General features: G+C 45.6%; 25 protein-coding genes. All 25 read left to right on the top strand.

Annotation, left to right across the window (positions count from 1 at the left end; translation table 11 throughout):
• The 25 genes from QMA00_RS12185 (at position 1) to QMA00_RS12065 (ending at position 21,741) form a co-directional block, all read left to right on the top strand.
• Positions 1–327 carry a DUF2730 family protein gene (locus QMA00_RS12185; RefSeq protein ID WP_198523392.1) on the top strand — a complete coding sequence of 109 codons (327 nt, stop codon included), beginning with the start codon at positions 1–3 and terminating at the stop codon, positions 325–327.
• 36 nt (positions 328–363) lie between these two features.
• Positions 364–663 carry a hypothetical protein gene (locus QMA00_RS12180; protein ID WP_024606090.1) on the top strand — a complete coding sequence of 100 codons (300 nt, stop codon included), beginning with the start codon at positions 364–366 and terminating at the stop codon, positions 661–663.
• A gap of 2 nt (positions 664–665) precedes the next feature.
• The gene (locus QMA00_RS12175; RefSeq protein ID WP_002960376.1) at positions 666–1,262 is read left to right on the top strand and encodes a DUF3486 family protein; all 597 of its coding nucleotides are present in this window, start codon (positions 666–668) and stop codon (positions 1,260–1,262) included.
• On the top strand, positions 1,255–2,859 hold the full coding sequence (locus tag QMA00_RS12170) for a terminase family protein (protein ID WP_290157454.1): 1,605 nt from the start codon (positions 1,255–1,257) through the stop codon (positions 2,857–2,859). Before QMA00_RS12175 ends, QMA00_RS12170 begins: the two co-directional genes overlap by 8 nt.
• Positions 2,859–3,014 (top strand): hypothetical protein, encoded by a 156-nt coding sequence (locus tag QMA00_RS12165; protein WP_290157452.1) that lies wholly within the window; start codon positions 2,859–2,861, stop codon positions 3,012–3,014. Before QMA00_RS12170 ends, QMA00_RS12165 begins: the two co-directional genes overlap by 1 nt.
• Positions 3,011–4,576, top strand: a complete 1,566-nt coding sequence (locus QMA00_RS12160; protein WP_290157450.1) for a DUF935 domain-containing protein — start codon at positions 3,011–3,013, stop codon at positions 4,574–4,576. Before QMA00_RS12165 ends, QMA00_RS12160 begins: the two co-directional genes overlap by 4 nt.
• Complete coding sequence (locus QMA00_RS12155; protein WP_290157449.1) at positions 4,577–6,058, top strand: phage minor head protein; 1,482 nt, start codon at positions 4,577–4,579, stop codon at positions 6,056–6,058.
• On the top strand, positions 6,055–6,249 hold the full coding sequence (locus QMA00_RS12150; RefSeq protein ID WP_290157447.1) for a hypothetical protein: 195 nt from the start codon (positions 6,055–6,057) through the stop codon (positions 6,247–6,249). Before QMA00_RS12155 ends, QMA00_RS12150 begins: the two co-directional genes overlap by 4 nt.
• Positions 6,249–6,704 (top strand): phage virion morphogenesis protein, encoded by a 456-nt coding sequence (locus QMA00_RS12145; protein ID WP_290157445.1) that lies wholly within the window; start codon positions 6,249–6,251, stop codon positions 6,702–6,704. The genes QMA00_RS12150 and QMA00_RS12145 overlap by 1 nt, the downstream gene beginning before the upstream one ends.
• Before the next feature lie 137 nt (positions 6,705–6,841).
• Positions 6,842–7,423 carry a hypothetical protein gene (locus tag QMA00_RS12140; protein ID WP_290157443.1) on the top strand — a complete coding sequence of 194 codons (582 nt, stop codon included), beginning with the start codon at positions 6,842–6,844 and terminating at the stop codon, positions 7,421–7,423.
• Positions 7,420–7,716, top strand: coding sequence for a hypothetical protein (locus QMA00_RS12135; protein WP_290157441.1), 297 nt, complete (start codon positions 7,420–7,422; stop codon positions 7,714–7,716). Before QMA00_RS12140 ends, QMA00_RS12135 begins: the two co-directional genes overlap by 4 nt.
• Before the next feature lie 4 nt (positions 7,717–7,720).
• Complete coding sequence (locus QMA00_RS12130) at positions 7,721–7,978, top strand: hypothetical protein (RefSeq protein WP_290157439.1); 258 nt, start codon at positions 7,721–7,723, stop codon at positions 7,976–7,978.
• A 99-nt stretch (positions 7,979–8,077) separates the two neighbouring features.
• On the top strand, positions 8,078–9,250 hold the full coding sequence (locus tag QMA00_RS12125) for a phage protease (protein WP_290157437.1): 1,173 nt from the start codon (positions 8,078–8,080) through the stop codon (positions 9,248–9,250).
• A complete protein-coding gene (locus QMA00_RS12120; protein WP_109874438.1) occupies positions 9,250–10,158 on the top strand; it encodes a Mu-like prophage major head subunit gpT family protein in 909 nt (302 codons plus the stop codon). The genes QMA00_RS12125 and QMA00_RS12120 overlap by 1 nt, the downstream gene beginning before the upstream one ends.
• Positions 10,159–10,226: 68 nt before the next feature.
• Positions 10,227–10,709 (top strand): HI1506-related protein, encoded by a 483-nt coding sequence (locus QMA00_RS12115; RefSeq protein ID WP_290157434.1) that lies wholly within the window; start codon positions 10,227–10,229, stop codon positions 10,707–10,709.
• Positions 10,710–11,138, top strand: coding sequence for a phage protein Gp36 family protein (locus tag QMA00_RS12110; RefSeq protein WP_290157432.1), 429 nt, complete (start codon positions 10,710–10,712; stop codon positions 11,136–11,138).
• The gene (locus QMA00_RS12105; RefSeq protein WP_109874441.1) at positions 11,138–11,557 is read left to right on the top strand and encodes a hypothetical protein; all 420 of its coding nucleotides are present in this window, start codon (positions 11,138–11,140) and stop codon (positions 11,555–11,557) included. The genes QMA00_RS12110 and QMA00_RS12105 overlap by 1 nt, the downstream gene beginning before the upstream one ends.
• A 1-nt stretch (position 11,558) precedes the next feature.
• Entirely contained in the window at positions 11,559–12,311 is a 753-nt protein-coding gene (locus tag QMA00_RS12100) for a hypothetical protein (RefSeq protein WP_290157429.1), read from the top strand.
• Positions 12,312–12,391: 80 nt separating this feature from the next.
• Positions 12,392–15,967, top strand: coding sequence for a tape measure protein (locus QMA00_RS12095; RefSeq protein ID WP_290157427.1), 3,576 nt, complete (start codon positions 12,392–12,394; stop codon positions 15,965–15,967).
• Positions 15,964–16,326 carry a hypothetical protein gene (locus QMA00_RS12090; protein WP_198523379.1) on the top strand — a complete coding sequence of 121 codons (363 nt, stop codon included), beginning with the start codon at positions 15,964–15,966 and terminating at the stop codon, positions 16,324–16,326. Before QMA00_RS12095 ends, QMA00_RS12090 begins: the two co-directional genes overlap by 4 nt.
• Before the next feature lie 10 nt (positions 16,327–16,336).
• Positions 16,337–18,451, top strand: coding sequence for a hypothetical protein (locus tag QMA00_RS12085; RefSeq protein WP_290157424.1), 2,115 nt, complete (start codon positions 16,337–16,339; stop codon positions 18,449–18,451).
• 3 nt (positions 18,452–18,454) lie between these two features.
• Positions 18,455–19,393: a hypothetical protein gene (locus tag QMA00_RS12080; RefSeq protein WP_290157422.1), complete on the top strand. Its 939-nt coding sequence runs from the start codon at positions 18,455–18,457 to the stop codon at positions 19,391–19,393.
• Positions 19,394–19,681: a hypothetical protein gene (locus tag QMA00_RS12075; protein ID WP_290157420.1), complete on the top strand. Its 288-nt coding sequence runs from the start codon at positions 19,394–19,396 to the stop codon at positions 19,679–19,681.
• Between the two features lie 16 nt (positions 19,682–19,697).
• Positions 19,698–21,524, top strand: coding sequence for a hypothetical protein (locus QMA00_RS12070; RefSeq protein ID WP_290157418.1), 1,827 nt, complete (start codon positions 19,698–19,700; stop codon positions 21,522–21,524).
• A complete protein-coding gene (locus tag QMA00_RS12065) occupies positions 21,517–21,741 on the top strand; it encodes a hypothetical protein (protein ID WP_290157416.1) in 225 nt (74 codons plus the stop codon). Before QMA00_RS12070 ends, QMA00_RS12065 begins: the two co-directional genes overlap by 8 nt.
• Positions 21,742–22,326 lie beyond the last annotated feature (585 nt).

Here is a 22,326-nt window from a genome sequence, read left to right as displayed (position 1 = left end):
ATGGATTTTATATTGGAATGGTGGAAAGCATTTTTAACCGTAGGTATTGCCATTATTGGGGCAAGCGCACTGGCATGGTTGCGCAGCACCTTTGTAACTAAAACAACCCATGAGGTTGTATCTAAAGCGTTAGAAAGCCGTTTAAGTGCCGTAGAAAAAACAATAGAAGACCTGCCCAACGCCGACGACATACACGACCTAGACAAACGCCTATTAGAAGTAAGCGTAAAAATAGACGGCCTTAACCCACAGCTCACCGACATAAAACGCTTAACCGACTTACTAATGGAAAACGAACTCAGAGGCACGCGCAGCAACGACAGCTGAGCAGGCTAACCAAAATTTAATTCAGGAAAAACCACCATGGCAATGTTACAAGTTCAAGCCGAGCACCAACGAATTAGCATACTTATAACGCTAAAAGAATCCGCCGATTTTGGCGCTAACACCAGTATGCTAGCCGATGTATTGCAGCGCTATGCACTGGGTTGCAGTCGCGATCAGCTTAAAACCTTACTCAATTGGTTAGAGCAAAACGGCTATATAACACTCGATAAACTCACAGAAAACACATGGGTAGCCCGTATTACGCAATCAGGCATCGACGTAGCCGAGGGCATAAGTGTAGTACCTGGCATTAAACGCCCTGGGCCACGAGGTTAACTATGAGCGAGTCAATCCGCAGAGGCCAACCCAGCAAAGTTGATTTACTGCCCGAAGACATTAAAAAGCAGCTCGACTCAATGCTACGCGACAAACGCTTTAGCCAGGGCGAAATACTCGACGCCGTAAATACCCTTATTATTGAGTCAGGCTTAGACGAGGGCGCAACCATTAGCCGCAGTGGCCTAAGCCGCCACGCACAAAAAACCGAAGCCATAGGCCAAAAGCTACGCGACCTGCGCGAGTCAACTAAAGCACTTACCGCAGAGCTTGGCGAAAAGCCCACAGGCGATACCACCAAGCTTATTTTAGAAATGGGCCGTTCTCAGCTGTTCCGCGCTATGCAGCAACAAATGATGAACCCCGACGAAGACGCAGCAGTAGACATCGACACCATAAAAGACGCCATGCTAGCAGCTCAGCGACTAGAGCAAACCGCTATGGCCGCACACAAACGCCAGCAAGAAATCGAAAAAGCCTATGCGCAAAAGCTCGCCAAAGACCTAGACCAAAAGGTTAAAAACGAAAACTTACCGCAAACCGCAGACGACATGCTGGCATTTTTCAAACGCGACATATTAGGGCTAAAGCATGACTAGCACCGCGCAAAGCGTTACCCAAACCAACGAGCTACCGCTTAGCAAAGTGTCAGGTTCGTTAGCGGTTGCCATGGGCACAGACATACTTTTTGGCTATCAAAAAGCATGGATGGAAGACAACGCAATAGTAAAAATTGCCGAAAAGTCACGCCGTACTGGGTTAACCTTTGCCGAAGCACTAGACGACGTACTAAGCGCAGCAGCAACCGCCAACGGCCAGAACACCTATTACCTTGGCTCAGACAAAGAAATGGCTAAGGAGTTTATAGACGCCTGTGCATTTTGGGCGCAAAAGCTCAACATGGTAATGGGCGAAGTGGAAGAGGGCATATTTGAAGAAAAAGATCCAGACGGCACAAAGCGATCAATCAACACCTTTGAAATTAAATTCCCAAATACCGGTAAAAAAATTGTAGCGCTCAGCTCCAATCCACGTAACTTGCGTGGCCGTCAAGGCAACGTAGTAATAGACGAAGCCGCATTCCACGACAAGCTAGACGAAGTACTAAAAGCTGCCATGGCCCTTACCATGTGGGGCGGTCGAGTACGTATTATTTCAACCCATAACGGCGTAGATAACCTATTTAACACCCTAATTACCCAAGCAAGGCGCGGCACTAAAAAGTATTCCGTGCATCATATCCCCATTGATAAAGCGCTTAAACACGGTCTATATAAACGCATTTGTTTGGTAAGTGGGCAAACGTGGACGCAAGCCAAAGAAGACGAATGGCTAGCTAATCAAGTTGATTTTTACCCCACGGCCGATGCCGCAAACGAAGAGCTATACTGCGTACCAAGCCAAGGCGCAGGCCAATACCTAAGCCGACGCCTGCGTGAACGTGCCCTAAGTGACGACTGCAAAGTAATACGCTACGAAGCCCCCACCGACTTTGAAAGCTGGACAGAAGAGCAGCGAGTAAAAGACGTAGCCACATGGCTTGAACAAAATAGTGATGATTTACTCAGTGGGTTAAATCCTGATCTAACCCATGCCTTTGGTGAGGATTTTGCCCGCAAAGGCGATTTAACCGTATTCAGTATTGGTGAAATAAACCAAGACACCAGCCTAACCGTGCCCTTTATGGTCGAGCTGCGCAACGTCACCTACGAGCAGCAAAAGCAAATCATGCTCTATATTTGTGACCGCATACCAAAACTACGCGGCCTAGCGTTTGACGCCACAGGTAACGGTGGTTTCTTAGCCGAAGCAGCAAGCCTTAAATACGGCACCGAGCTAGTAGATAGCGTGCATTTATCACAAGCCTGGTATCGCGAGTGGATGCCAAAACTAAAAGACTACTTTGAAACTAACAACATCACGCTACCAAAAGACCAAGACGTACTAGACGACCTAGGCCAAATTAAACTTAAAAACGGTATTGCTCAGGTAGATAAAGGTAAAAACACTGGCACCGATGGCAACAAACGCCATGGCGATAGCGCCGTATCAATCGCCATGCTAATACGGGCAGCCGAAATGGACGGCAGCGCCATAGAATACACACCACTGCCTAGCAAAGCTCAGCAAGCCGCTAACAGTCTACGCCCCGACCACAGCGACGACCTAGCAAGTGATCGTAAGGCAGCCTGGTAATGCCACGTTTTAGAGTCGTTTACCAAGCGCTATTTACAGCCAAAGCAGAGCAGCTTGATATAACCGCCGCCAATTTAGCCAAGGCCCACCAACACACTAAAACGCTAGACGTATACGTGCTAAGCGTTAAGCCCATCATAAGAGTAACCGCATGAACCAAATAGTAGACATTCACGGCAACCCGCTAAATTCAACCGACTTTAAGCAAGCCCAAACCCAGCAAGATAGCCGCATTGGCATGCTAATGCGCCAATATGCTGAGCATCCAAGCGAAGCGCTTACCCCTGCTAAGTTGTCGCAACTATTAAAAGATGCCGATGCAGGTAACTTATCAGCCATGGCCGACCTAGCAAAAGACATGGAAGACAAAGACGGCCACCTATTTAGCGAACTTACCAAACGTCGCAGAGGCTGGCTTAAGTACGATTGGTCAGTAGAGCCACCGCGCAACGCCACAGAGCAAGAAGAAAAAGACGCCGCAGCAATTCAAGAAATACTAGAAGATGCCACCTGGCTAGACGACCTACTATTTGATTGCAGCGACGCCATACTAAAATCGTTTTCATGTAACGAGCTTAATTGGGCATTTGATAACGGCGAGCATATTATTACCGGTTACGAATTTCGCGACCAAAACCTATTTCAAACCCACCCAGATAACCGCAATCAGCTTATGCTGCGCGACAATAGCTACACAGGCCAAGCGCTAAACCCGTTTGGTTGGTGTGCCCACGTTCACCGCAGTAAGTCAGGTTATATACACCGCACCGGTTTAACATCAACCGTGGCATGGCCGTACTTATTTAAAAACTATTCAATACGCGACCTTGCCGAATTCCTAGAAATTTACGGCCTACCGCTGCGCCTGGGTAAATACCCTAATGGTGCCAGCGAAGACGAAAAAGCCACCCTGTTACGTGCCGTGCTTAGCATCGGCCATAACGCAGGCGGTATAATCCCTAAAGGCATGGAAATCGACTTTCAAAACGCAGCCAACGGCCAAGCCGACCCATTTGAAGCCATGATCAAGTGGTGTGAAACCACCCAAAGCAAAGCCGTATTAGGGGCAACGCTCACCAGCCAAGCCGATGGCAAAACCAGCACAAACGCCCTAGGCAGCATTCATATGGACGTGCTAGACGACATAACCGAAAGCGATTTAAAGCAAGTAGCCAACACCATAACGCGCGATATTATTTACCCAATGCACGCGCTTAACTCTAAAAGCTACTCAGGCGCGCGCCGTATCCCGCGCTTTAAATTCGACACCAGCGAAGCCGACGACATAGCCGTACTCGCACCTGCGCTTAAAATACTCACCGAGGCCAACTACCCAGTGCCGGTTAGCTGGGTAAGTGAAAAAACCCAAATACCACTCCCAGAAAAGGGCGAGGCCATTTTAAGCATTGCACCACTTACCGCACCAAACGAACCAAGCGCCGCACTAAAAGGGTTTGCTGCGCTTAAAAATACACCGCAAAAAGATAACGCCGACCTAGTAGCCGAGCAGCTGGCCGCACAAGCACAAACTCACTTAAACAGCATGAGCGATGCCGTAACCGAGCTGGTTAAAAACGCCAGCAGTTTAGAAGAAATCCGCGACGGCATACTAGAACTAGAGCCACAAATAAGCACAGAGGGCTTTAGCGAGCTAATGGCAAAGGCCATGGCAGCCAGCGAATTACTAGGCGCACTAGAAGTGGATGAGGGGCGTTAAATGGCTGTTAGATACGGCTCATTACCGTTTGATGATGCCATACGCTTTTTTAGGCAAAAGCTAAACACCCCCAGCACCAGCTGGGATGATGTATGGCAAAACGCCCATAACCGCGCATTTATGGTAGCAGGTGTAACTAAGGCCGACATGCTTAACGACTTTTACACATCAGTCGACAAAGCCATAAGCGAGGGTAAAAGCCTGGGCTGGTTTCAAAACGAATTTAATAACATTAAATCGCGTTACGGTTGGGAGCACAACGGCCAGCCTGCATGGCGCAGCCAGTTAATATACGAAACCAATATACGCCAAGCCTATAACGCAGGGCGCGAGGGGCAAATACAAACCCTTAAAGCCAGCCGCCCTTATGCACTATACAAACACGGCGATAGTGAAACCCCGCGCGTACTGCACTTAAAATGGAATAACCTAGTGTTACCGGTTGATCATCCATGGTGGGATACCCACAGCCCACAAAATGGCTGGGGCTGTAAATGTAAAAAGTTTAGCCTAAGCGAACGTGAGCTTAAACGCCGTGGCCTAACTGTAGGCACCGCACCCGACGAGGGTAACTACACCTGGACAAACAAAAAAACAGGCGAAGAGTTTGAGCTACCACGCGGTATTGATCCGGGCTTTGACTACACCCCCAAAAATACAGCGCAGTTAACAAGCCAGGCTAAAAAGCAAGTGGCCGACAAACCACCGCTTACACAGCGCGTAGCAGACTACCAAGCAAGCCGTATTGTGCCATCGGCTTATAGCACCGCTAAAAACGTTACTGCACTAAAGCTCGACCCACTATTAGCCCAGCTCGATAGCGAAGTACTTAACGGCTTAAACAGCTTTTTAACCGCCAAGCAAACTAAAACCTTGTTTGTAAAAAGTAACGAAATGAGCGCAGGCTCTAAAGCAAACGCAGCCATACGTAGTGAGGTAGGCGAGTATTTAGGCGTAGACGACTTTTACGCCCGTATGCAATACGCAACCCGAAGCCCTAAACGGGTAGGCGGGTTTACCTCAGTGGGGTTTGAGCATGTAGTGGTAAAAGTAAAAGCCAGCCAAAACTTAGCCAAGGTAGACATGCAAGCCGTGCAAGATACCGCAGCACTTACCGTAAGGCTTGCCGCTAACAACGCAGGTAAGTACAGCTTTAAGCACAATGGGCAAACCTTAAAACGCGATCACACAATATCAAGTACACTTAACGCACTAGATAAAAACGAAGCCCACGCAGTGGTAGCCACATGGCTACACGAACTAGGGCACCAAGTGCATTACTACGCAGGCGCACCGGCCTTTTTAAAAAACGCCTTACCCGTAACCTATTACGGAGCCGCCAACAAATACGAAGAATTTGCCGAGGCATTTACCGCCTGGGCGCTGGCTCGCAAAGAGCTTAAAAAATGGCAACCCGACCTAGTAAGCTGGATAGACCAACTAGTAAACGATGCCGCTAAATCACAGGAAAAAAGACGATGACATTACTACAACAAGCGCAGCAGCTGCTAAAGCAAAACCCATACACCATACAAACGTGCCGCGATTTTGCACACCTTGAAAAACGCGCCAAAGGCCAAGAAGCCGACCAAATAGCCGACCTACTACCTGCACTAATCGCAGGGCTAGACCAGCAAACACATATGCAAGCTTTTGAAGAGGGGCTAGTGTAATGGCAGGCGCTAAAATACAAATAAGCACTCAAGGCGCACAAGCTGTAAGCGATGTGCTCACCCAGCTTATTAAAAATGCCAATAACCTAGCGCCCGCATTGGGCAACGTAGGCGAGCACTTAATGCTTACTCATCGCGATCACTTTGACGAGCAGCGCAGCCCCGACGGCACACCATGGCAAGCACTTAGCCCCGACTACGCTAAAAGTAAAAAAAAGAACAAAGACAAAATACTCAGGCTAAACGACATACTGCGCGACACGCTCGCTTATAACATCGGGGACGAATCACTAGAGTTTGGTACAAACATGGAGTACGGCGCTATTCATCAATTTGGTGGCACCAGCGATATGATCCCCCGTTTAGCCGCCATACCCGCACGGCCATTTTTAGGGTTGTCGGATAATGACGAAAAAGAAGTGATTGAGATACTCAGCGAGTTCTTAATTAATTAAACCACAAACGCCTGTAAGCCATTTTAAGCGCAGATAAAAGCGAACTTGCAATCTCACAGGCAAAATTAAATACACAGCCTTAAAATCAATTTTAAACAGTGTTTAAACAGGGTTGTACGTTAACAGGAGGGTAGCCAATGCGCCCAGCACTTACCAATGCACTCACCAACGCCATAAGAAGTGCATTTAATTATACAGCAAACGAGGCAGCCGATGCTGAGCAATGGGTAGCGCAGTTAGATGGGGCTATGCAGTATTGGCAGCTGACAACGCCTATAAACCTAATTCCATTAGATGTTGTTGAAATTGATTTTATCGGCGGGGCAGTTTCTAACGGATTTGCCGCATTTATTGGAACCACAAATTTTGCAGTTAGATTTGATGTAGATACAACTAAAAGTTTTTTACGTGAGCAGGGTTTAGATGCCACTTTAAACGGTATAGCTGTTAATTCTGGCTCAACGCAAGTACCAGCAAGTGGAGAAAACAAAGCTTCACTTCTAGTATCCTCTTCAGGTGTTCTAGAGGAAATATCATCTATTGTAGGATCTCGTTTGATGAATTTACCTGTTTATAACTTTAGAGTTATTCGTAATGGCGTTGTAATCCACGAAATCCCCCTAACCAACAAAGCCCAAGGCGCAACCCAACTCGCAACAGTCGGTAACATCAACGCATTTATGCCTAATTACACTAACGCAGTTTGGAGAAAGCCATGAGCAACTTATACCAATTATACGCATTTGTAACGGCGCAATACTGGGCACTGCACTTAAATGAACGCTGGCCAGATGCCCCGCTTGTGGGCGGCTATCGCGTTTTAGTATTCACAAACGCAGATTACACATTACTTAAAGAGCAATACCCAACCGCTGAATTTAAAGAACTAACCGCCGAGCAAACAATAAGCGCTATGAACGCTAACGAGTTAGGCCCATTCGTTTGCTCGCTTGAGCAGCTAAAACAAATTATGAACCACTTTGCACCACCCGAACAACTAACCAAGGAGTAACACCATGCTATTTAGCCATGTATTTGCAGTCACCGCTGCACCCACTGTTATTAACCAAAACGATTTAGGCGCACAAACCTGCGATAACTACTCAATTATTGTGGCAGGCCCAGCGGCCAGCGTTAAATACAAAATTAAAGGAGCAACCAATCAAGTAGATTTAGGCGAGTTAACCGGTCAAAATAAACTAGAGGTTGGCGATATAACCGAGTTTGAGTTAATATCAGCATCCGCCACAGAGGTAATTATACAAGGGTTTTAACCTGCCTTAACCCCACTGTAAATTCCCGAAACACCGCACGGCCAACCAATTCAATTCTAAATCCATACTGAGCACAGATTATTCAAACTGTGCTCAGCCATGAAAAAACCATTTACTAAACAAAGCTTACTAGAAAATACAATAGGACTCGCTGTTTTATCAGCAAACCAGCCGGCTGATTTAGGCTTTGCTGCGTGCCGCTTTGCAAGCGAAATTAACGAGCAAGGTATCAGCGAGCGCGTAATGGTAATGCCAGACGGCTATTTTAAATCACACGATGGCCGCCCGTTCGACGTACCTGCTAATGCCTGGTTACTAGACCAAGCTGCATTTGAGTTACTTAAAAGCACAGCCAGCACCCGCACCAACGACTACCACTTTGACTACGAGCACCAAACCCTACACGCCGAAGAAAACGGCAAGCCAGCGCCAGCAAGTGGTTGGTTTAACCCAAGCGATTTAGAGTATGTACCAGGTGAGGGGCTTTATGCCCTAAATGTACGCTGGACACCTAGCGCTCGTGCACACCTAAAAAACGACGAATACCGCTTTATAAGCCCTGTTTTTCATTACGACAAACAAACAGGACGCCCAACCAAATTACGCCACTTTGCCCTAACTAATGACCCTGCGGTTGATGGTATGGACAAAGTAGCTGTATTGAAATCCCAAACCAATCCAGACAATGGAGAAACCACCATGAATGCAGCTCAAAAATTGCTGAGCTTGCTAGGTATTACTGTGGATGGTGACAAAATCACCGATGCAGACTACACCCAAGCAACAACAGCGCTCACTGCTTTAAAGGCCAAGGCCGACGAAGCCGACTCGCTCACAACCCAGTTAAGTAACGCCAACGATGCCGTTGCCGCACTAAAAGCCAATAGCCCTAATGAGGTTAATTTAGCTAAGTACGTGCCGGTTGAAACCTACAACGCATTGCACACTGAAATGGTGGCCCTTAAAAGCACCACTGAAACCCAAACGGTTGAGCAGGAAATTAGCAAAGCTAAACAAGATGGCCGCATTATTGCCAGCGAGGTTGAATACTTAACAAGCTTAGGTAATCAGCAAGGCGTTGTTGCATTAAAAGCGGTGTTAGATGCCCGTTCACCAATTGCAAGCTTAACGGCTCAGCAAACCACTCACGCACCTAAGCCAGAGCAAGACAAAGACGGCTTAGCAGCACTCACAGCAGAAGACAAGTATGCAGCAGACCAATTAGGTCTTAGCCATGCTGCTTATGCCAAAGCTAAACAGGAGCAAAACTAATGGCTTTAGTGACCCCAGCAATTTTAAACGCTTTATTTACCGCGTTTAAATCTGAGTTTGAACAAGGTAAATCAGAAGCAGCACCGCAATTTAATAAAATTGCCAGTGTAATTAAATCTACATCGGCCAGTAATACCTATGGCTGGTTGGGTAAGTTCCCAAGCCTGGCTAAATGGATTGGCGATCGTAATATTCAAAGTATGAAATCGCAGGCGTACACCATTACCAACGACGATTACGAGTCAACGGTAGGCGTAGACCGCAACGACATTGAAGACGACAACCTAGGCGTGTACTCACCTATTTTTAAAGAAATGGGTAACGCGGCGGCCATTCACCCAGACGAAATGATTTTCCCATTGTTGGCAGCTGGTTTTACAACCTTGTGCTACGACGGACAAAACTATTTTGATGTTGATCATCCGGTTTATCCAAAAGCCGACGGCACAGGTGTAGCTGTGTCTACTGCCAATATGGCCGAAGATGTAGCCTACGAGGGCGAAGCCTGGTACGTACTCGACACCTCAAAAGCCCTTAAGCCGCTTATTTTCCAAGAGCGTAAAAAGCCTAACTTACTTGCTATGACAAAAATGGACGACGAAGCCGTATTCACTCGCAAAGAATACCGTTACGGCGTTGATTGCCGTGATGCAGCAGGCTTTGGTTTTTGGCAACTTGCCTTTGCTAACAAACGTGCATTAACGCCAGATAACTTATGGGACAGCATCGAAAAAATGCGCAGCTTTAAAGCCGACGGTGGCCGTAAGTTGGGTATTAAGCCAACCATGTTAGTTGTTCCTGCCAGCATGGAAAAGCAAGCCACCCGCATGTTAGAGCGTGAAATGGAATCAAACAGCTCAAACGAACTTAAAGGCCGCGTAGAGCTATTAGTAGCTGACTACCTTTAACCACCCATAAAACCCTATTAAGCACGGGGCTTTAAAGCCCCATGCTTTAAACCAGGAGTAATAATGAAATGGCTAAAAACCTTAAGCTTACTGCCCTTGCGGCTATCATTGTCCATTGCACGCAGCCTACGGGCTACCGTCGAGGCGGCATTAGTCTCACCAGCGGAAAGCAAACATTACCCGCAGAGCAGCTTACTCAAAAGCAGCTTGAAGCAATTGAAAATGATCCACGCTTATCGGTGCAAGCTGTACCGCTCGATGCGAGTACTGCGCAGAACCCACAGCTGGACGCAAATAACGTGGGTGCAGATTTAGATGCCCCTAAACTCTACGCTCAAGTTGATTACACCCAAGCCCCAATTGAGCTACAACCCGTTATTGCATTAATGATTGATGCACAAATGGAGCTTAAGCCGGTTGTTGAGCAGGTGGCTTATGAAGCACCAGGCGAAACCGAGGGCGAGGTAGTTAAAATTAAAGTATCTGCCGCACAGCGTGATGAAGCATGGCAATGGCTACAAGAAGCAGCCAAAGCAGGCGAGGGCGAGTAAATGGCCTACGCAACAATAGCCGCAATGCAAAAGCGCTTTGGTGAGCAAGAGCTTATTTATTTAAGTGAACGCGACGACGCCCCCGCTGGTGCAATTAATACCGCAGTTATTGAGCAGGCCATTACCGATGCAAGCGACATGATTAACGGCTATTTAGCTGGGCGTTATGAATTGCCGCTTGTAACGGTGCCTAACCTACTTGAGCAATTTTGTTGTGATATTGCCCGTTATAAATTAGGCACAAACGACACCCCTGAGCACATAGAAACCCGCTACAAGGACGCAGTAAAATTTTTAACCTCAGTAGCTAAAGGCGAATTAAGCATAGGTGTTAACGCCCTAGGCGAAGACGCAAAAGTGCAAGACACCGCCACCATACAAAGCGCAGGGACTGTGTTTTCACGTGAAAAGTCAAAGGGGTTTATTTAATGTTTGAAATTACCACCGACTATTTTGCCGCTCAAAATCCGCTTAAACAGGCACTTGAACAAGTACCAGGCATTAAGCGTGTTTACCTAAGCGACGAGCTAGCCAACGTAAAAGAAGACGTCCAAACAACCCCTAGCATTCACCTTATGTACTACGGCGATAACTTACCAGAGAGTAAAAACGCCGGCCATTTAATGCAGCTAACCCAAACATGGATTGTTGTGTTGGTAGTACGTAAGCAAGACACAAACGCAGGTGAGCACATAACTAACATTATTCGCGCTATGGCGGGCAAAGTGCTTAACGGCACGGGGCCATGGCTTAGAGTAAACACCCCAGCTAAACCCCAATTCACCAAAGGCCATGCGTATTACCCGCTGGCTTTTACTTGTCAAATGAGACTGAAAGGAGCGCTTTAATATGAGCGACGGTATTTTACTAGCGGGCAACATTTTTGTAGACCGCTTAAATGAGCAAGGCATAAGCACCGGCCAAATCTTTGGCCCAATCAACACCACTAAGCTAGGCATTAAGGCCGAAGCCGATTCGGTTGTACGTACATCAAATAAAAAAGCCACTAAGGGCCAATCACTTGATGACGTAAAAATAGGCAAGCCAACCGTTATTACATGGGAGTTTGACGACCAGCCAGCCGAAATGATCGCACTTGCGCTTATGGGCAATGTGGCCGCAATCAACGACGCAGCCGGTACATTAACCGACGAAGCCGTAACCATGCCTGCTAACCAATCGTGGGTTTCAGTACCAGGGCAAAACTTTACAAACGACGTAGTAGTAAAACAAGCGACTGTAACCTTAGTTGCGGGTGTTGATTACGAGTTTAACTTTGCCCTAGGCATGATACGCGCTATTAAAGGCGGTGCATTAGACGCTGGTGGCAGTATTACTATTACGGGTAGTTACAACGCTCGTACAGGTAAACGCATTAACGGTGCAACAGTAAGCCAAACGCGCTTACGTATTTTTGGCGAGGGCACAAACCTAGCCAATGGTAAGCAAGTTAACTTTGAAATTTACGACACTTCAATGATGCCAACCTCTGAGCTTGACTTAGCAAGCAGTGAGTTTGTAACCGCTGCGCTTGAGGGCACAGCTAAGCTGGTAGCAAACAAAAATGAGCCGTACTACATTGACGAGCTAGACGCTTCATAAGCCCTATTAAGCGTATTTATAAAGGGGCATTGTTTGCCCCTTTATCCCCATTTAAACCTTGTTTAAACTGAGTTAACACCATGGCAGATAAAACCCTCGAATTAGCCCTACGCATAGTTGCCGAAGCCACAGGCAAGCAAAATATTGAGCAACTGGTAACAGAGCTTAAAAATATTGAGCAAAGCGCCGATGCTGCTAATCCTGCCGCTGATAAGCTCAGTGAGTCGTTAAACCAAACCGATACAAGTGCAAAACAAACCAGCCAAACAGCGGGTAAACTTGCCAACGAATTAGACGGGTTAGCTAACCAAGCTGATCTAATACGTGCGTTTGAGCAGTCAAAGCAAAAATTAGAACAACAAGAAATTGCCACCGCAGCAGCTGCACGCGCATTAGAACAATTACAAACCGAAGCCAAAAACACCGATAAGCCATTTGTGCAACTTGCGCGCTCACTCGACGCCGCAGAAAAAGACCTAACACAAATGCGCACCGAGCTTACCCAGCAAACAAGTAAGCACACCGCACTACAAAATGCCCTTAAAAAGTCAGACGTAAACACCAATAACTTACGTGCCGCAAAGCGCGATTTAGCAGCTCAGTTTGATAAAACAGGCCGCTCAGTTGATAAGTTTAGTAATGAGCTACGCCAAGGCACTACAGCGCAACGTGCCCAAGCACAAAGCCTAGACGGTGTAATAGGCAAAGTTACCGCATTGGCTGCCGCGTATGTGGGGCTTGATCGGGTAGCCCAAGCAGTAAGCCAAGTATTTAGCACTGGTGATAAGTTTGAAAAGCTAGGCGTACAAATGCAGGGGCTTATGGGCAGCATTGCCGCAGGTGATAAAGCCACTGCATGGGTAAAAGACTTTACGTTAAAAACCCCGTTACAAATGGACGAAGTAAGCCAGGCGTTTGTAAAACTTAAAGCGTTTGGCCTTGATCCAATGGATGGCACCTTGCAGTCTATTACCGACCAAGCACTAAAGCTAGGCGGTGGGTTTCAAGAGGTACAAGGCGTAAGCCTTGCATTGGGCCAAGCCTGGGCAAAACAAAAATTACAAGGCGAGGAAATACTACAGCTGGTTGAACGTGGTATCCCAGTATGGGATTTACTGCAAAAATCAACAGGCAAAAACGTACAAGAATTACAGCAATTATCTACAGCAGGTAAGTTAGGCCGTGATGTAATTAAAGGCTTAATTGATGAAATGGGGCGTAGTAGCGTTGGCTCAGCAGCTGCGCAAATGGCGTTATTTAGCGGGCAGGTATCTAATGCTAAAGACAACATGGCCCAGTTTTATAACCTTATAGCGCAAAGTGGCGCTATGGAGTGGTTAAAAGGGCAAATAACCGCCCTTAATACCGAATTTGCAGCCATGGCGAAAGATGGCCGTTTAAAAGAATGGGCGCAGCAAATTAGTGACGCCATTGTAAGCACGGGTAAAGCAATACAAAACACCGTTACTACCATGTACGAATACCGCGAAGAAATAGCCACCGTAGCCAAAGTGTGGTTAGCCCTTAAAGTAGGCACCTATTTTAGTAGTGTGATCAGCGGCGCTACTACGGCCATTGCATCGCTAAGAACCTACCAAGCAGCCATAGGCGCAACCACCGTAGCCACCAATGCCGCAGGTATTGCAGCGGGTAAGTGGGGCATGGCTCTAAAAGCCGTGGGCAAAGCCGGCTTATACACCTGGTTAATTACCGAGTTAATAGACGTAGGTTTACTATACAAAGACCTGCTAGTAGCAGAGGAAGCGCTGCGCAAATCTAAGCAGCAATCAGCCCAACAAGCCCAGTTACTTGCTGACGAGCTAAAGTATTTATCTAATTCTACCGGTTTGGTTATTACCAACATGACCGAGTTAGACGCGCTAATAGAAGCCGGCACACTTATTTGGGATGAGGCAAACCAGCAGTATATAAATGTTGAGTACCAGCAACAAAAACTCGCCGAGGCCACCGCTAAAACCCTAGAAGCTGAAAAGCAGCGCCAGGCTTTTTTAAGCTTATCGTTACCCGAAGCCCTTAAAACCATTGCGTCATTAGAGCAACAAGCAACAGCCATGGACGGTGTAACCGTTGGGGTTGATGGCTTTATTCAAAGCATTGAATCTGCCCGTGTGGCAATACAAGGCGCGGGTGAGCAGTACCAAGGCCAGTTGGCTATTTTAGATGCCCTACAAATTAAATTTGAAGAGCACGGCGCAATGCTTGAGCGCCAAAAGGTATTTGCTGGCGATGTTGAAAAAGCCTACAAAGAGCTTGGTTTAACCTCAACCAAAGCCCTAGACGATACAGCTAATAAGCTGCGCGCTGCTTACGAGCTAATGCAGCAATCCGAGCAGCCGTTAGGCATACAACGCCAGGCATATTTAAAATGGGCAGAGGCTGCTATAGCTGCCGCAGATGCAACCGACCAAACCATACCCGCGAGCATTCAAGCCGCAGCAGCTGCATTGGGCCTAACTAAAGAGCTAGATAAGCTCATTGAAAAAGCAAATGCTCTTAAGCCTGTTACTGACACAAACAGCGACGCGGTTAATCGCTTTGCCCGTGAGCTTGATCAAACCCGTGCGGCAATCATTACTAATCAGCAAGTAATGGCGAGCAGCACGGCCACCGCAGAACAAAAAGCCCAAGCCCAAGCCGCGCTTACTATTCAGCAACAACGCTTAACCGACCAAACCACCGACTTAAACCGTGTGCAGCAGTTAGAACTAGCAAGCCTAGGGCAATTGCAAAGAGAGCACAGCCGGCTAACGGATGAATTAGCCCGCTTAAACGATCGTTATTCAGCAGGTACGTTAACAGCCCAAGAATACAACTATCAAAAAGAGCGTTTGGGCGATGTATTAGCCGTTGTAAATAACTTATTGGGCGATTTTAAAGGCGCTCAAGATGCGGCCACAGCATCTACCCGCGCAGCTACACAAGCCACTAACGACCAAGTAAAAGCTAACGAGTTTGCAACTAAAAGCCTACGTGAGCAGCGCGACGAGTTAGACCGTGTATCACGTTCAGCAAGCACAGCAGCTACTAGTGTAGGGCGTTATAATTCAGCACAGCGAGCCAGTGTAAGCGATGTTGTAGACTACCAAGAAAAAAACGGCACAGGCGCATACGACTTAAACACCAAGGCCATACGTGACGAAAAAGCGAAACGTGCTAATGAGGGTTTTTCTAATAGCCAGTTTGGTAAATTTAGCAGCCAAATAGATAACGCCAGCACCAGCGCCGCCCTTAGCGATTTATACAATAAAATTAATAAGCAGCTTACGTATTTAACACGTGAGCAAAAAAGCACATTAAATGCAGCCATTAACGCACAGCGAAACGCGCTAAAAGCGCAACAAACAGCTCAAAAAGCGGTGCAGCAATATGTACCACCTACGTACAGCAGCACTCCAAGCTATTCGCCAGCGAGCAATAATGCGCCTAGTTACAGCGCCTCTAACACTCAGTTAAACAGCCTTACTAACGCTATTAACCAGCTTGTTGCGCTACTTAAAAAGCAGCAACCAAGTACGAGTAACGCTAAAACTGTACGCTTAGAGCTTGCTTTACCAGGTGGGCAAACAGCCAGTATTTTAGCCGATTTTGAAGAGCAGTTTTTACAACGCCTAGAACAGTTGAGTAACACCCAATGATTATTATTAACGCACAGCAATTAGATAATTTTACATGGCTTGATGAAATCGACTATATACCGGTTGCCGAGCAAGCAGAGCGCGCATTAAACGGCGCGCAGCACATAGAAAAAACCCTTATACCACTAGGCCGCCCAATTAATTTATACAGCGATTTTGAACAGGCAAGCGTAGTTAATCCATTACTTGAGCATGCAAAAACCACGCTTGATGCCTTTGAAATAACTATACGCGGCACGGTATTTAATGTTGTTTGGGACCACACCCAAAAAGCAGTAGAAGCCACGCCACATACTTACTTTTCAGACGCAGCACCAACCCATTACCAAAACGTAAACCTACGTTTAAAAACCGTTTAAAGGCCAAATAATGCTTAGAACCGATTTAAAAATATTTAAACCACAGCGCATTGGTAACGAGCTATACGCTGGCGGCCACCGCACAAGTAATGCAATTGTAAGCGGTAAACTTAACGATGTGTTTAGCTCAATTAGTGACATTGATCATGCGCGTTCATCGTTTGATTTAGTAAAGCTGTACCCAGCGCTTAGCACAGACGATGCAAGCCGCTTGCAAGATGCGCATATATTCTTAAGCGACCAACCAGACGACCCGCTTGTAAACGTACTGCTAGTAGAAGCCCAAGAGCTAAAAGACACTGACACCGTTGCTGAAATGCTGCCTTTACTCGGCCTTGAAACAACTAAATTTCATGGTACCAGCATTTTAACTGCCCCAGTTGATAATCAAGGGCAGGAGCTTACAGTTGAATCGGTCATGCGCTCACTAACGCCAAGCGTTAAAACAATTAATACTAAAGTGGGCTTAAAACCCGATGCAGAGCCTGCGTTCAGCGTGTACCGCACCAAACGCATTCAAAGCTTTGGCAACATCACCGAAGTTAATATACCGGTTCCCGATATGCTGATTGGTGATCCGCACTTTTTTGCCGAGTACCAATATGCTCGATATATAGGTCATGGAACAAGCCTTGGTGTTCATTTAGCTGTTTTAACTGAGCATATGGCGCAATCAAGACTTACATTTGAAAACGGTATCGTATCAGCATCATTAACCCAACCGGTAACTAAGCATAAGTATTTTACGCTTAGTTATATGTCTGAAGAAGATATGCGATTTCATTCGTTTTCGACCAGCCCAACCCTTACGCTAGCCCCCGGTGAGCGCGTTTTAAAAAACTCGGTACGAGTCAGAAAAGTAGGTATTGAAGGAATATTTGAAGATGATGGCTTAGGCAATTTCATTCACGATGGCTATGTATTTGCAACAATTGACTATGAAACCGGGGTTATAACTGAAATAGACCCCGTTGAATATAACAGCACAGTACAAGCTAATCTCGGTGCTATTATCATAAGAAGCAACTTAGAAATCACAAAAAAACAGTGGCAGCTACCCAACTCAAGCTTTGCGCGTGACTCACTTTATATAACCTTTGAAACAACCGCAGGTGCCATGCTTAGCGCATCAAGCGATTTAAGCGGTGCAATAACTGGCACCAAAGTAACCGGCACAGTAAGCGATACTGGGTATGTTGAACTGGTATTTGCCGAGGGCGTAAAGCCTGACTCAATAAGCTACGATTACAACGAAGTTGAAGTAACAACAGTACCCTCACCACCGGGCGAGTTTGACACCTCAACGTTGCCCGGTGGCGGCACTGTACGTATTTTTCATAATTTCAACCCAATCAGTGTGCAAAATCGCGAGCGCACAGCAGCAGCAACGCTTACCAGCGGCCAAACAGTTAACGTGTTAGCCGATGCCGATTTTATCGACATTGTAGACAGCTTAGGTGCAAGTCTGTGGTCTGTTACTAACGATAATTACAGCTACGATGCGACCACCGGCACCATCACCATTAATGCCGGGGTTAGCGCGTTTACTGGGCCGTTTATTATCACGGCTATTCAATCCGAACTGGCACTGATAAATGACATAGACAGCACTAAACTAAGCTTATTAACACCGCTGAGTCGCGCTTACCCAGCGGGGGCTACAGTCAGCAGCGTACAAGTGCTTGGTGACTTTCAAGCCCAAACTAAAGACGAGCGCACATTAGCGGCATGGCAAAACAATTTTGGTGATACAGGCGCGGCTGCATCAAGTGCAATCAATACCACGCAATACCCAATAGAGCTTACAAACATAGGCGCAATAGCACAGCGCTGGGCCATCGTATTTACGTCAACCACTGCGTATAACGTGATCGGCGAATCAGTCGGTAACATTTACAGCGGCGACACCCTAAATGACTGTGCGCCGATTAATAGCTTTGCAGGCGCACCGTATTTCATATTACGCAAAGCTGCATTTGGTGCGGGATTAAACCCCGGTGAAGCGTTTTTATTTGAAACCATAGCCGCCAGTAAACCAACCATGGTTACACGCTCAGTATCACCCGGGCACTCTGAAATAGTGCGCGACAATTCAACTTTAAGTTTTCGTGGAAATAAGGATTAAATTATGGCTCAAGCAGTAACAGTTTATCGCTGGGATGATGAAGGTGCACCGCAAATAACAACAAGTTCACCAACAGAGTATATGAATGTATTAATTAAATGTTTAGTGGAAGGTTATGGAACTAAACAGCCAGTTGGTTGGGAGGTTTTGGAAAACCAAGCAAGTACGCCATTTTTAGCACTGCACAATAATATTCAAGCAGGTGCATCTGGTGGTAAGTTTATTTTAAAAGCCCAAGATAATGGTAATTATGCCGATATTACCGTTACCAGCGCACTAGAATATATAGACAAAGATAACTATTCAAAAGTCGGTAGAAATTATGTTTTCAACAGTTATAGTTCTAGTGGAAATTCAATGAAAAATTGGATGATATTTGCAACACCCTATGGTTTTTACTTTTTTGCTGTACGTCCCACTCAAACATTGAACAATTTAAACCGTACATCAGCATATTGTTTTTTTTACTGTGGCGATTTAATACCATCAATACCAAATGATCCAGTGCCATTTGTTATGCTCTCAGGCGCTGGTAATACATTTCCAAACTACGATAACGGTTTGCAAAGCAGGATTCAATATAGTGATAGAGAATGCTGTTTTACATATGGAATAGATGGTGGTTCTTCTCCAATAAATGGCTACATTAGAAGTGTTTTTGGAATATCAACAAGTACTAATTCATCTGTTTATTTGGCTGAAAATCCGGCGATAACAATGTTACACCCATTATTTATTGTTAGAGAAAGTAAGGATGATTATAACAATAACTCAGCGCCATTCTGTAAAGGTCAAGTACCCGGGCTTTATTTAAGCCCTCAGTTCGGCTACGCAGAACAAAACTTACCGTTTTATAAAACGTTAGATAGCCAAGAGTATTTTAGCGTACCGTCCACTGAGAAAGCAGGCACTCGCATGTGGCTCAACACTGAGGTTTGGTAAATGATAGCAAATTCAATTTTTATAAATGATATTGACCCTATTATGTTTTCTTTAATTTCAGTTGATGCAGACCCTGAAGCTGAGCGGCTCATGATTTTAGATAGAGCAACAGGTGAGTTAGTTAAGAATGCCAAGGCAACTAACAATACTGTTTGTTGGCTCCCTTACGAAGCTGCAACTAATAATAAGTTCATGGTTATAATTTTGGATGATAATGCCGCTTTCAACGCTGCAATTGCTGACAATGTGGTGGCCGAGTTAATAGATATAACAAAGTACAGTCAATAATGAGTCTGGGTAGTGTATGAACGTAATTAAATTTTTATCGAGTCATACTGAAAATAAATCCCCAGTTTCAGTTAGGTTTAAAGTAGATGAACCAGCAAGCTATGTTGTAAAAGTTCTTTTTGATACACCACATCAGTTAAATGAATCACCTTTAACAATACGTTTTGGTGATGACACAGGGCCAGTTGATCCAACGCTACCTTTTTTACAAGCTAATATCGGTATCGAGTCGGATTTAAGTTGGTTAACCCAGCCATTAATCACACAATTTCAAGCGCTGGCATGGCAAACACAATCTGTTAAAGCCGAGTTTGAAACAGCTTTTAGCAACGCTGAGTTAACCCCTGCGGCTTTAAGTTTTGATTGGCAAACCACCGCATTAGTCACAGCACAAAAGAGCGTTACATGGGGTAACAGCGGCTATGTATCAAACGTTATTCAAATGCCCTACAAAATCATCACTGCAATTGAATATAACGAAAAGGATTTTAACTGGTTAACTCAATTAGACGTTGAGCATACCGAGTTTAAACAGCTCTGGAACAGCTCAAAATTGCTCAAAACAGTCCGCGAGCTGCATTGGCATGTTAAGCCACTTTTAGAGTCTCGTGAGCTAGTTATTCACTACGGCGAAACAGACAAACAATACATTTGTTATTGGCGCAATCATCCGTTTAAAGGTTATGTGAATTTAGAGTTCACAGCGCCTGCAAGGGTAACTAATGGACGCTTAGTTATGCGTTTTAACAACCCCGATAAAGTGTGTTATTGGGGCATCCCCGGCGGACTAATTCGCGGTGATGATGACGTACCCACACTCGATCGTAAAATACCGATAGAACCTCAAATTAGGAATACATACATTATGCAGCCAACTATAGATTGTGTGCGTGTATCAGACGATTTAAAAATACTAATTAGCAGCGTTAGTTACTCTATTTCACGCGGCCAATTTAGCGCCACATGCAATATTAAATTCTGTTCCCGCATCGACTTTGAACGCGCCCTGGGCCAAGAGCTTAAAATCTCACTAAATGGCTACGATTTTTATGTAATTTGCGAGCAGCCAAGCACTAGTAATAGCTTTGCAAATGCAAGTTATAGCGCAAGCTGCCGTAGTCGTTTTGCCTTGTTGTCTGCGCCATACGCCCGCGCTACTAATTATGCTAACCCAACGGCAAAAACACTTGCAGGGATCATGTCAGACATTCTAGTAAACACGGGGTGGTCACTCGACAATCAAATGATAGATTACGCAATACCAACAGGGGCATTTAGCTATACAAATTTAACCCCAGCGGCAGCATTATTAAGTGTGGCTAAATCGGTAGGTGCAATGCTTGATATAGACAACGCAAACAAAACGGTATCTATTGTGCCGCTTTGGCCTGTAATGCCATGGGACACTGACAACGCTATATGCGATGTAATACTAAACGACTCAATCATACTTGAGCACAGCACTAGCCAAACAATAAGCCCAGAGCATAACGCAGTATTTGTAAGGGGCGAGCAGCAAGGCGTAGCTTGTAAAGTTAAACGTGCAGGTACGCTAGGCGATAAGTTTGCAAAAGATGTGGTAGACAGTTTAATAACAGACAACCAAGCAGCAAGACAGCGCGGAACGTGTAAGTTAGCAAACAGTGGTAATAAGCAGCAAGCGACAATGCGCACAAAAATAAAAGCTGACTTACCACCTATTCGCCCAGGCATGCTAGTAGGGGTTACTTATGGCAGCTCTACATATAAAGCCACCTGCGACAGCCTAACTATAAACGCCTCTATTAACGCGCAAGGCGCTATAACGGTAAACCAAACCATTAAGGTGATCAGCAATGTCTAACACACTAAATCGCCTAGGCTCAGTACTCGATAAAACCCAACGCACAATAGCAACCATAGTCACAGTCAACCCAAACGGCACCACACTCGTTGAGTATAGCGACAGTAGCCGAAGTATTGCGTTAGGGGATAGCGTTCAGCAAGGCGCTGTGTACGTTGAAAATGGCCGTATTATGGGTGCAGCCCCCACATTGCCTTACACAGAAATAGAGGTTTAATTTAAACAGTAGTTGAACTATCTGTTTAACTGCTGTTTTAAGATAAACCAAAGCGGTTTGGTTTAGATTACGGCCTTTACTATTTGCGCTGAAACCACCGCAATTTTACCCACCTTAACCCGCGCGGCTCCTTTGGGTAATTAACATTTACCCACCTTAACCCGCGCTATTACCCATTTTTACTCGGCGGCTACATGCTGTTTGCATATTGGTAACGGAAAAAACCAAATGATCAGACAATTTAGCACCCGGTTGTAGCCCTTTATAAACGTGGGGTTGATTGAGTTATCCACGGTTTCTGTGGATAACTCTGTTTATGAAACTTTAAGAACATCAGCACCCCCAGCATTGTAGGGCGCTACAACGATTTCAAGTATTTAAAAGCTTTTTTTTTATACATTTAAAAACAATAGCTTACGATTCAGCTAAGTTACTCACTTAATCGATAAATAAAATTTTTCGTGATGATAAAACAAAGTCTCTGACTGTGTGATAAATCAACAAAACCTAAAAATAAATGTTGCAAAAGTTAGGGGCTGTTGATCTTTGTAGTACATATATCAATCAGCCCACATTGGTAGCCAC

The sequence above is a fragment of the Pseudoalteromonas sp. APC 3694 genome, assembly GCF_030407565.1.
Classification (GTDB): Bacteria; Pseudomonadota; Gammaproteobacteria; order Enterobacterales; family Alteromonadaceae; genus Pseudoalteromonas; species Pseudoalteromonas tetraodonis.
The sequence above is the reverse complement of the archived record's forward strand: the minus strand, read 5'-3'. Positions and strand labels throughout refer to the sequence as shown.

Coding starts and splice junctions, on each gene's coding strand:
- QMA00_RS12160 (WP_290157450.1), top strand. CDS start 3,011: ATGAACCAAATAGTAGACATTCACGGCAACCCGCTAAATTCAACCGAC.
- QMA00_RS12110 (WP_290157432.1), top strand. CDS start 10,710: ATGGCCTACGCAACAATAGCCGCAATGCAAAAGCGCTTTGGTGAGCAA.
- QMA00_RS12125 (WP_290157437.1), top strand. CDS start 8,078: ATGAAAAAACCATTTACTAAACAAAGCTTACTAGAAAATACAATAGGA.
- QMA00_RS12075 (WP_290157420.1), top strand. CDS start 19,394: ATGATAGCAAATTCAATTTTTATAAATGATATTGACCCTATTATGTTT.
- QMA00_RS12175 (WP_002960376.1), top strand. CDS start 666: ATGAGCGAGTCAATCCGCAGAGGCCAACCCAGCAAAGTTGATTTACTG.
- QMA00_RS12115 (WP_290157434.1), top strand. CDS start 10,227: ATGGCTAAAAACCTTAAGCTTACTGCCCTTGCGGCTATCATTGTCCAT.
- QMA00_RS12130 (WP_290157439.1), top strand. CDS start 7,721: ATGCTATTTAGCCATGTATTTGCAGTCACCGCTGCACCCACTGTTATT.
- QMA00_RS12095 (WP_290157427.1), top strand. CDS start 12,392: ATGGCAGATAAAACCCTCGAATTAGCCCTACGCATAGTTGCCGAAGCC.
- QMA00_RS12165 (WP_290157452.1), top strand. CDS start 2,859: ATGCCACGTTTTAGAGTCGTTTACCAAGCGCTATTTACAGCCAAAGCA.
- QMA00_RS12105 (WP_109874441.1), top strand. CDS start 11,138: ATGTTTGAAATTACCACCGACTATTTTGCCGCTCAAAATCCGCTTAAA.
- QMA00_RS12120 (WP_109874438.1), top strand. CDS start 9,250: ATGGCTTTAGTGACCCCAGCAATTTTAAACGCTTTATTTACCGCGTTT.
- QMA00_RS12065 (WP_290157416.1), top strand. CDS start 21,517: ATGTCTAACACACTAAATCGCCTAGGCTCAGTACTCGATAAAACCCAA.
- QMA00_RS12145 (WP_290157445.1), top strand. CDS start 6,249: ATGGCAGGCGCTAAAATACAAATAAGCACTCAAGGCGCACAAGCTGTA.
- QMA00_RS12180 (WP_024606090.1), top strand. CDS start 364: ATGGCAATGTTACAAGTTCAAGCCGAGCACCAACGAATTAGCATACTT.
- QMA00_RS12155 (WP_290157449.1), top strand. CDS start 4,577: ATGGCTGTTAGATACGGCTCATTACCGTTTGATGATGCCATACGCTTT.
- QMA00_RS12100 (WP_290157429.1), top strand. CDS start 11,559: ATGAGCGACGGTATTTTACTAGCGGGCAACATTTTTGTAGACCGCTTA.
- QMA00_RS12070 (WP_290157418.1), top strand. CDS start 19,698: ATGAACGTAATTAAATTTTTATCGAGTCATACTGAAAATAAATCCCCA.
- QMA00_RS12135 (WP_290157441.1), top strand. CDS start 7,420: ATGAGCAACTTATACCAATTATACGCATTTGTAACGGCGCAATACTGG.
- QMA00_RS12080 (WP_290157422.1), top strand. CDS start 18,455: ATGGCTCAAGCAGTAACAGTTTATCGCTGGGATGATGAAGGTGCACCG.
- QMA00_RS12085 (WP_290157424.1), top strand. CDS start 16,337: ATGCTTAGAACCGATTTAAAAATATTTAAACCACAGCGCATTGGTAAC.
- QMA00_RS12185 (WP_198523392.1), top strand. CDS start 1: ATGGATTTTATATTGGAATGGTGGAAAGCATTTTTAACCGTAGGTATT.
- QMA00_RS12150 (WP_290157447.1), top strand. CDS start 6,055: ATGACATTACTACAACAAGCGCAGCAGCTGCTAAAGCAAAACCCATAC.
- QMA00_RS12170 (WP_290157454.1), top strand. CDS start 1,255: ATGACTAGCACCGCGCAAAGCGTTACCCAAACCAACGAGCTACCGCTT.
- QMA00_RS12140 (WP_290157443.1), top strand. CDS start 6,842: ATGCGCCCAGCACTTACCAATGCACTCACCAACGCCATAAGAAGTGCA.
- QMA00_RS12090 (WP_198523379.1), top strand. CDS start 15,964: ATGATTATTATTAACGCACAGCAATTAGATAATTTTACATGGCTTGAT.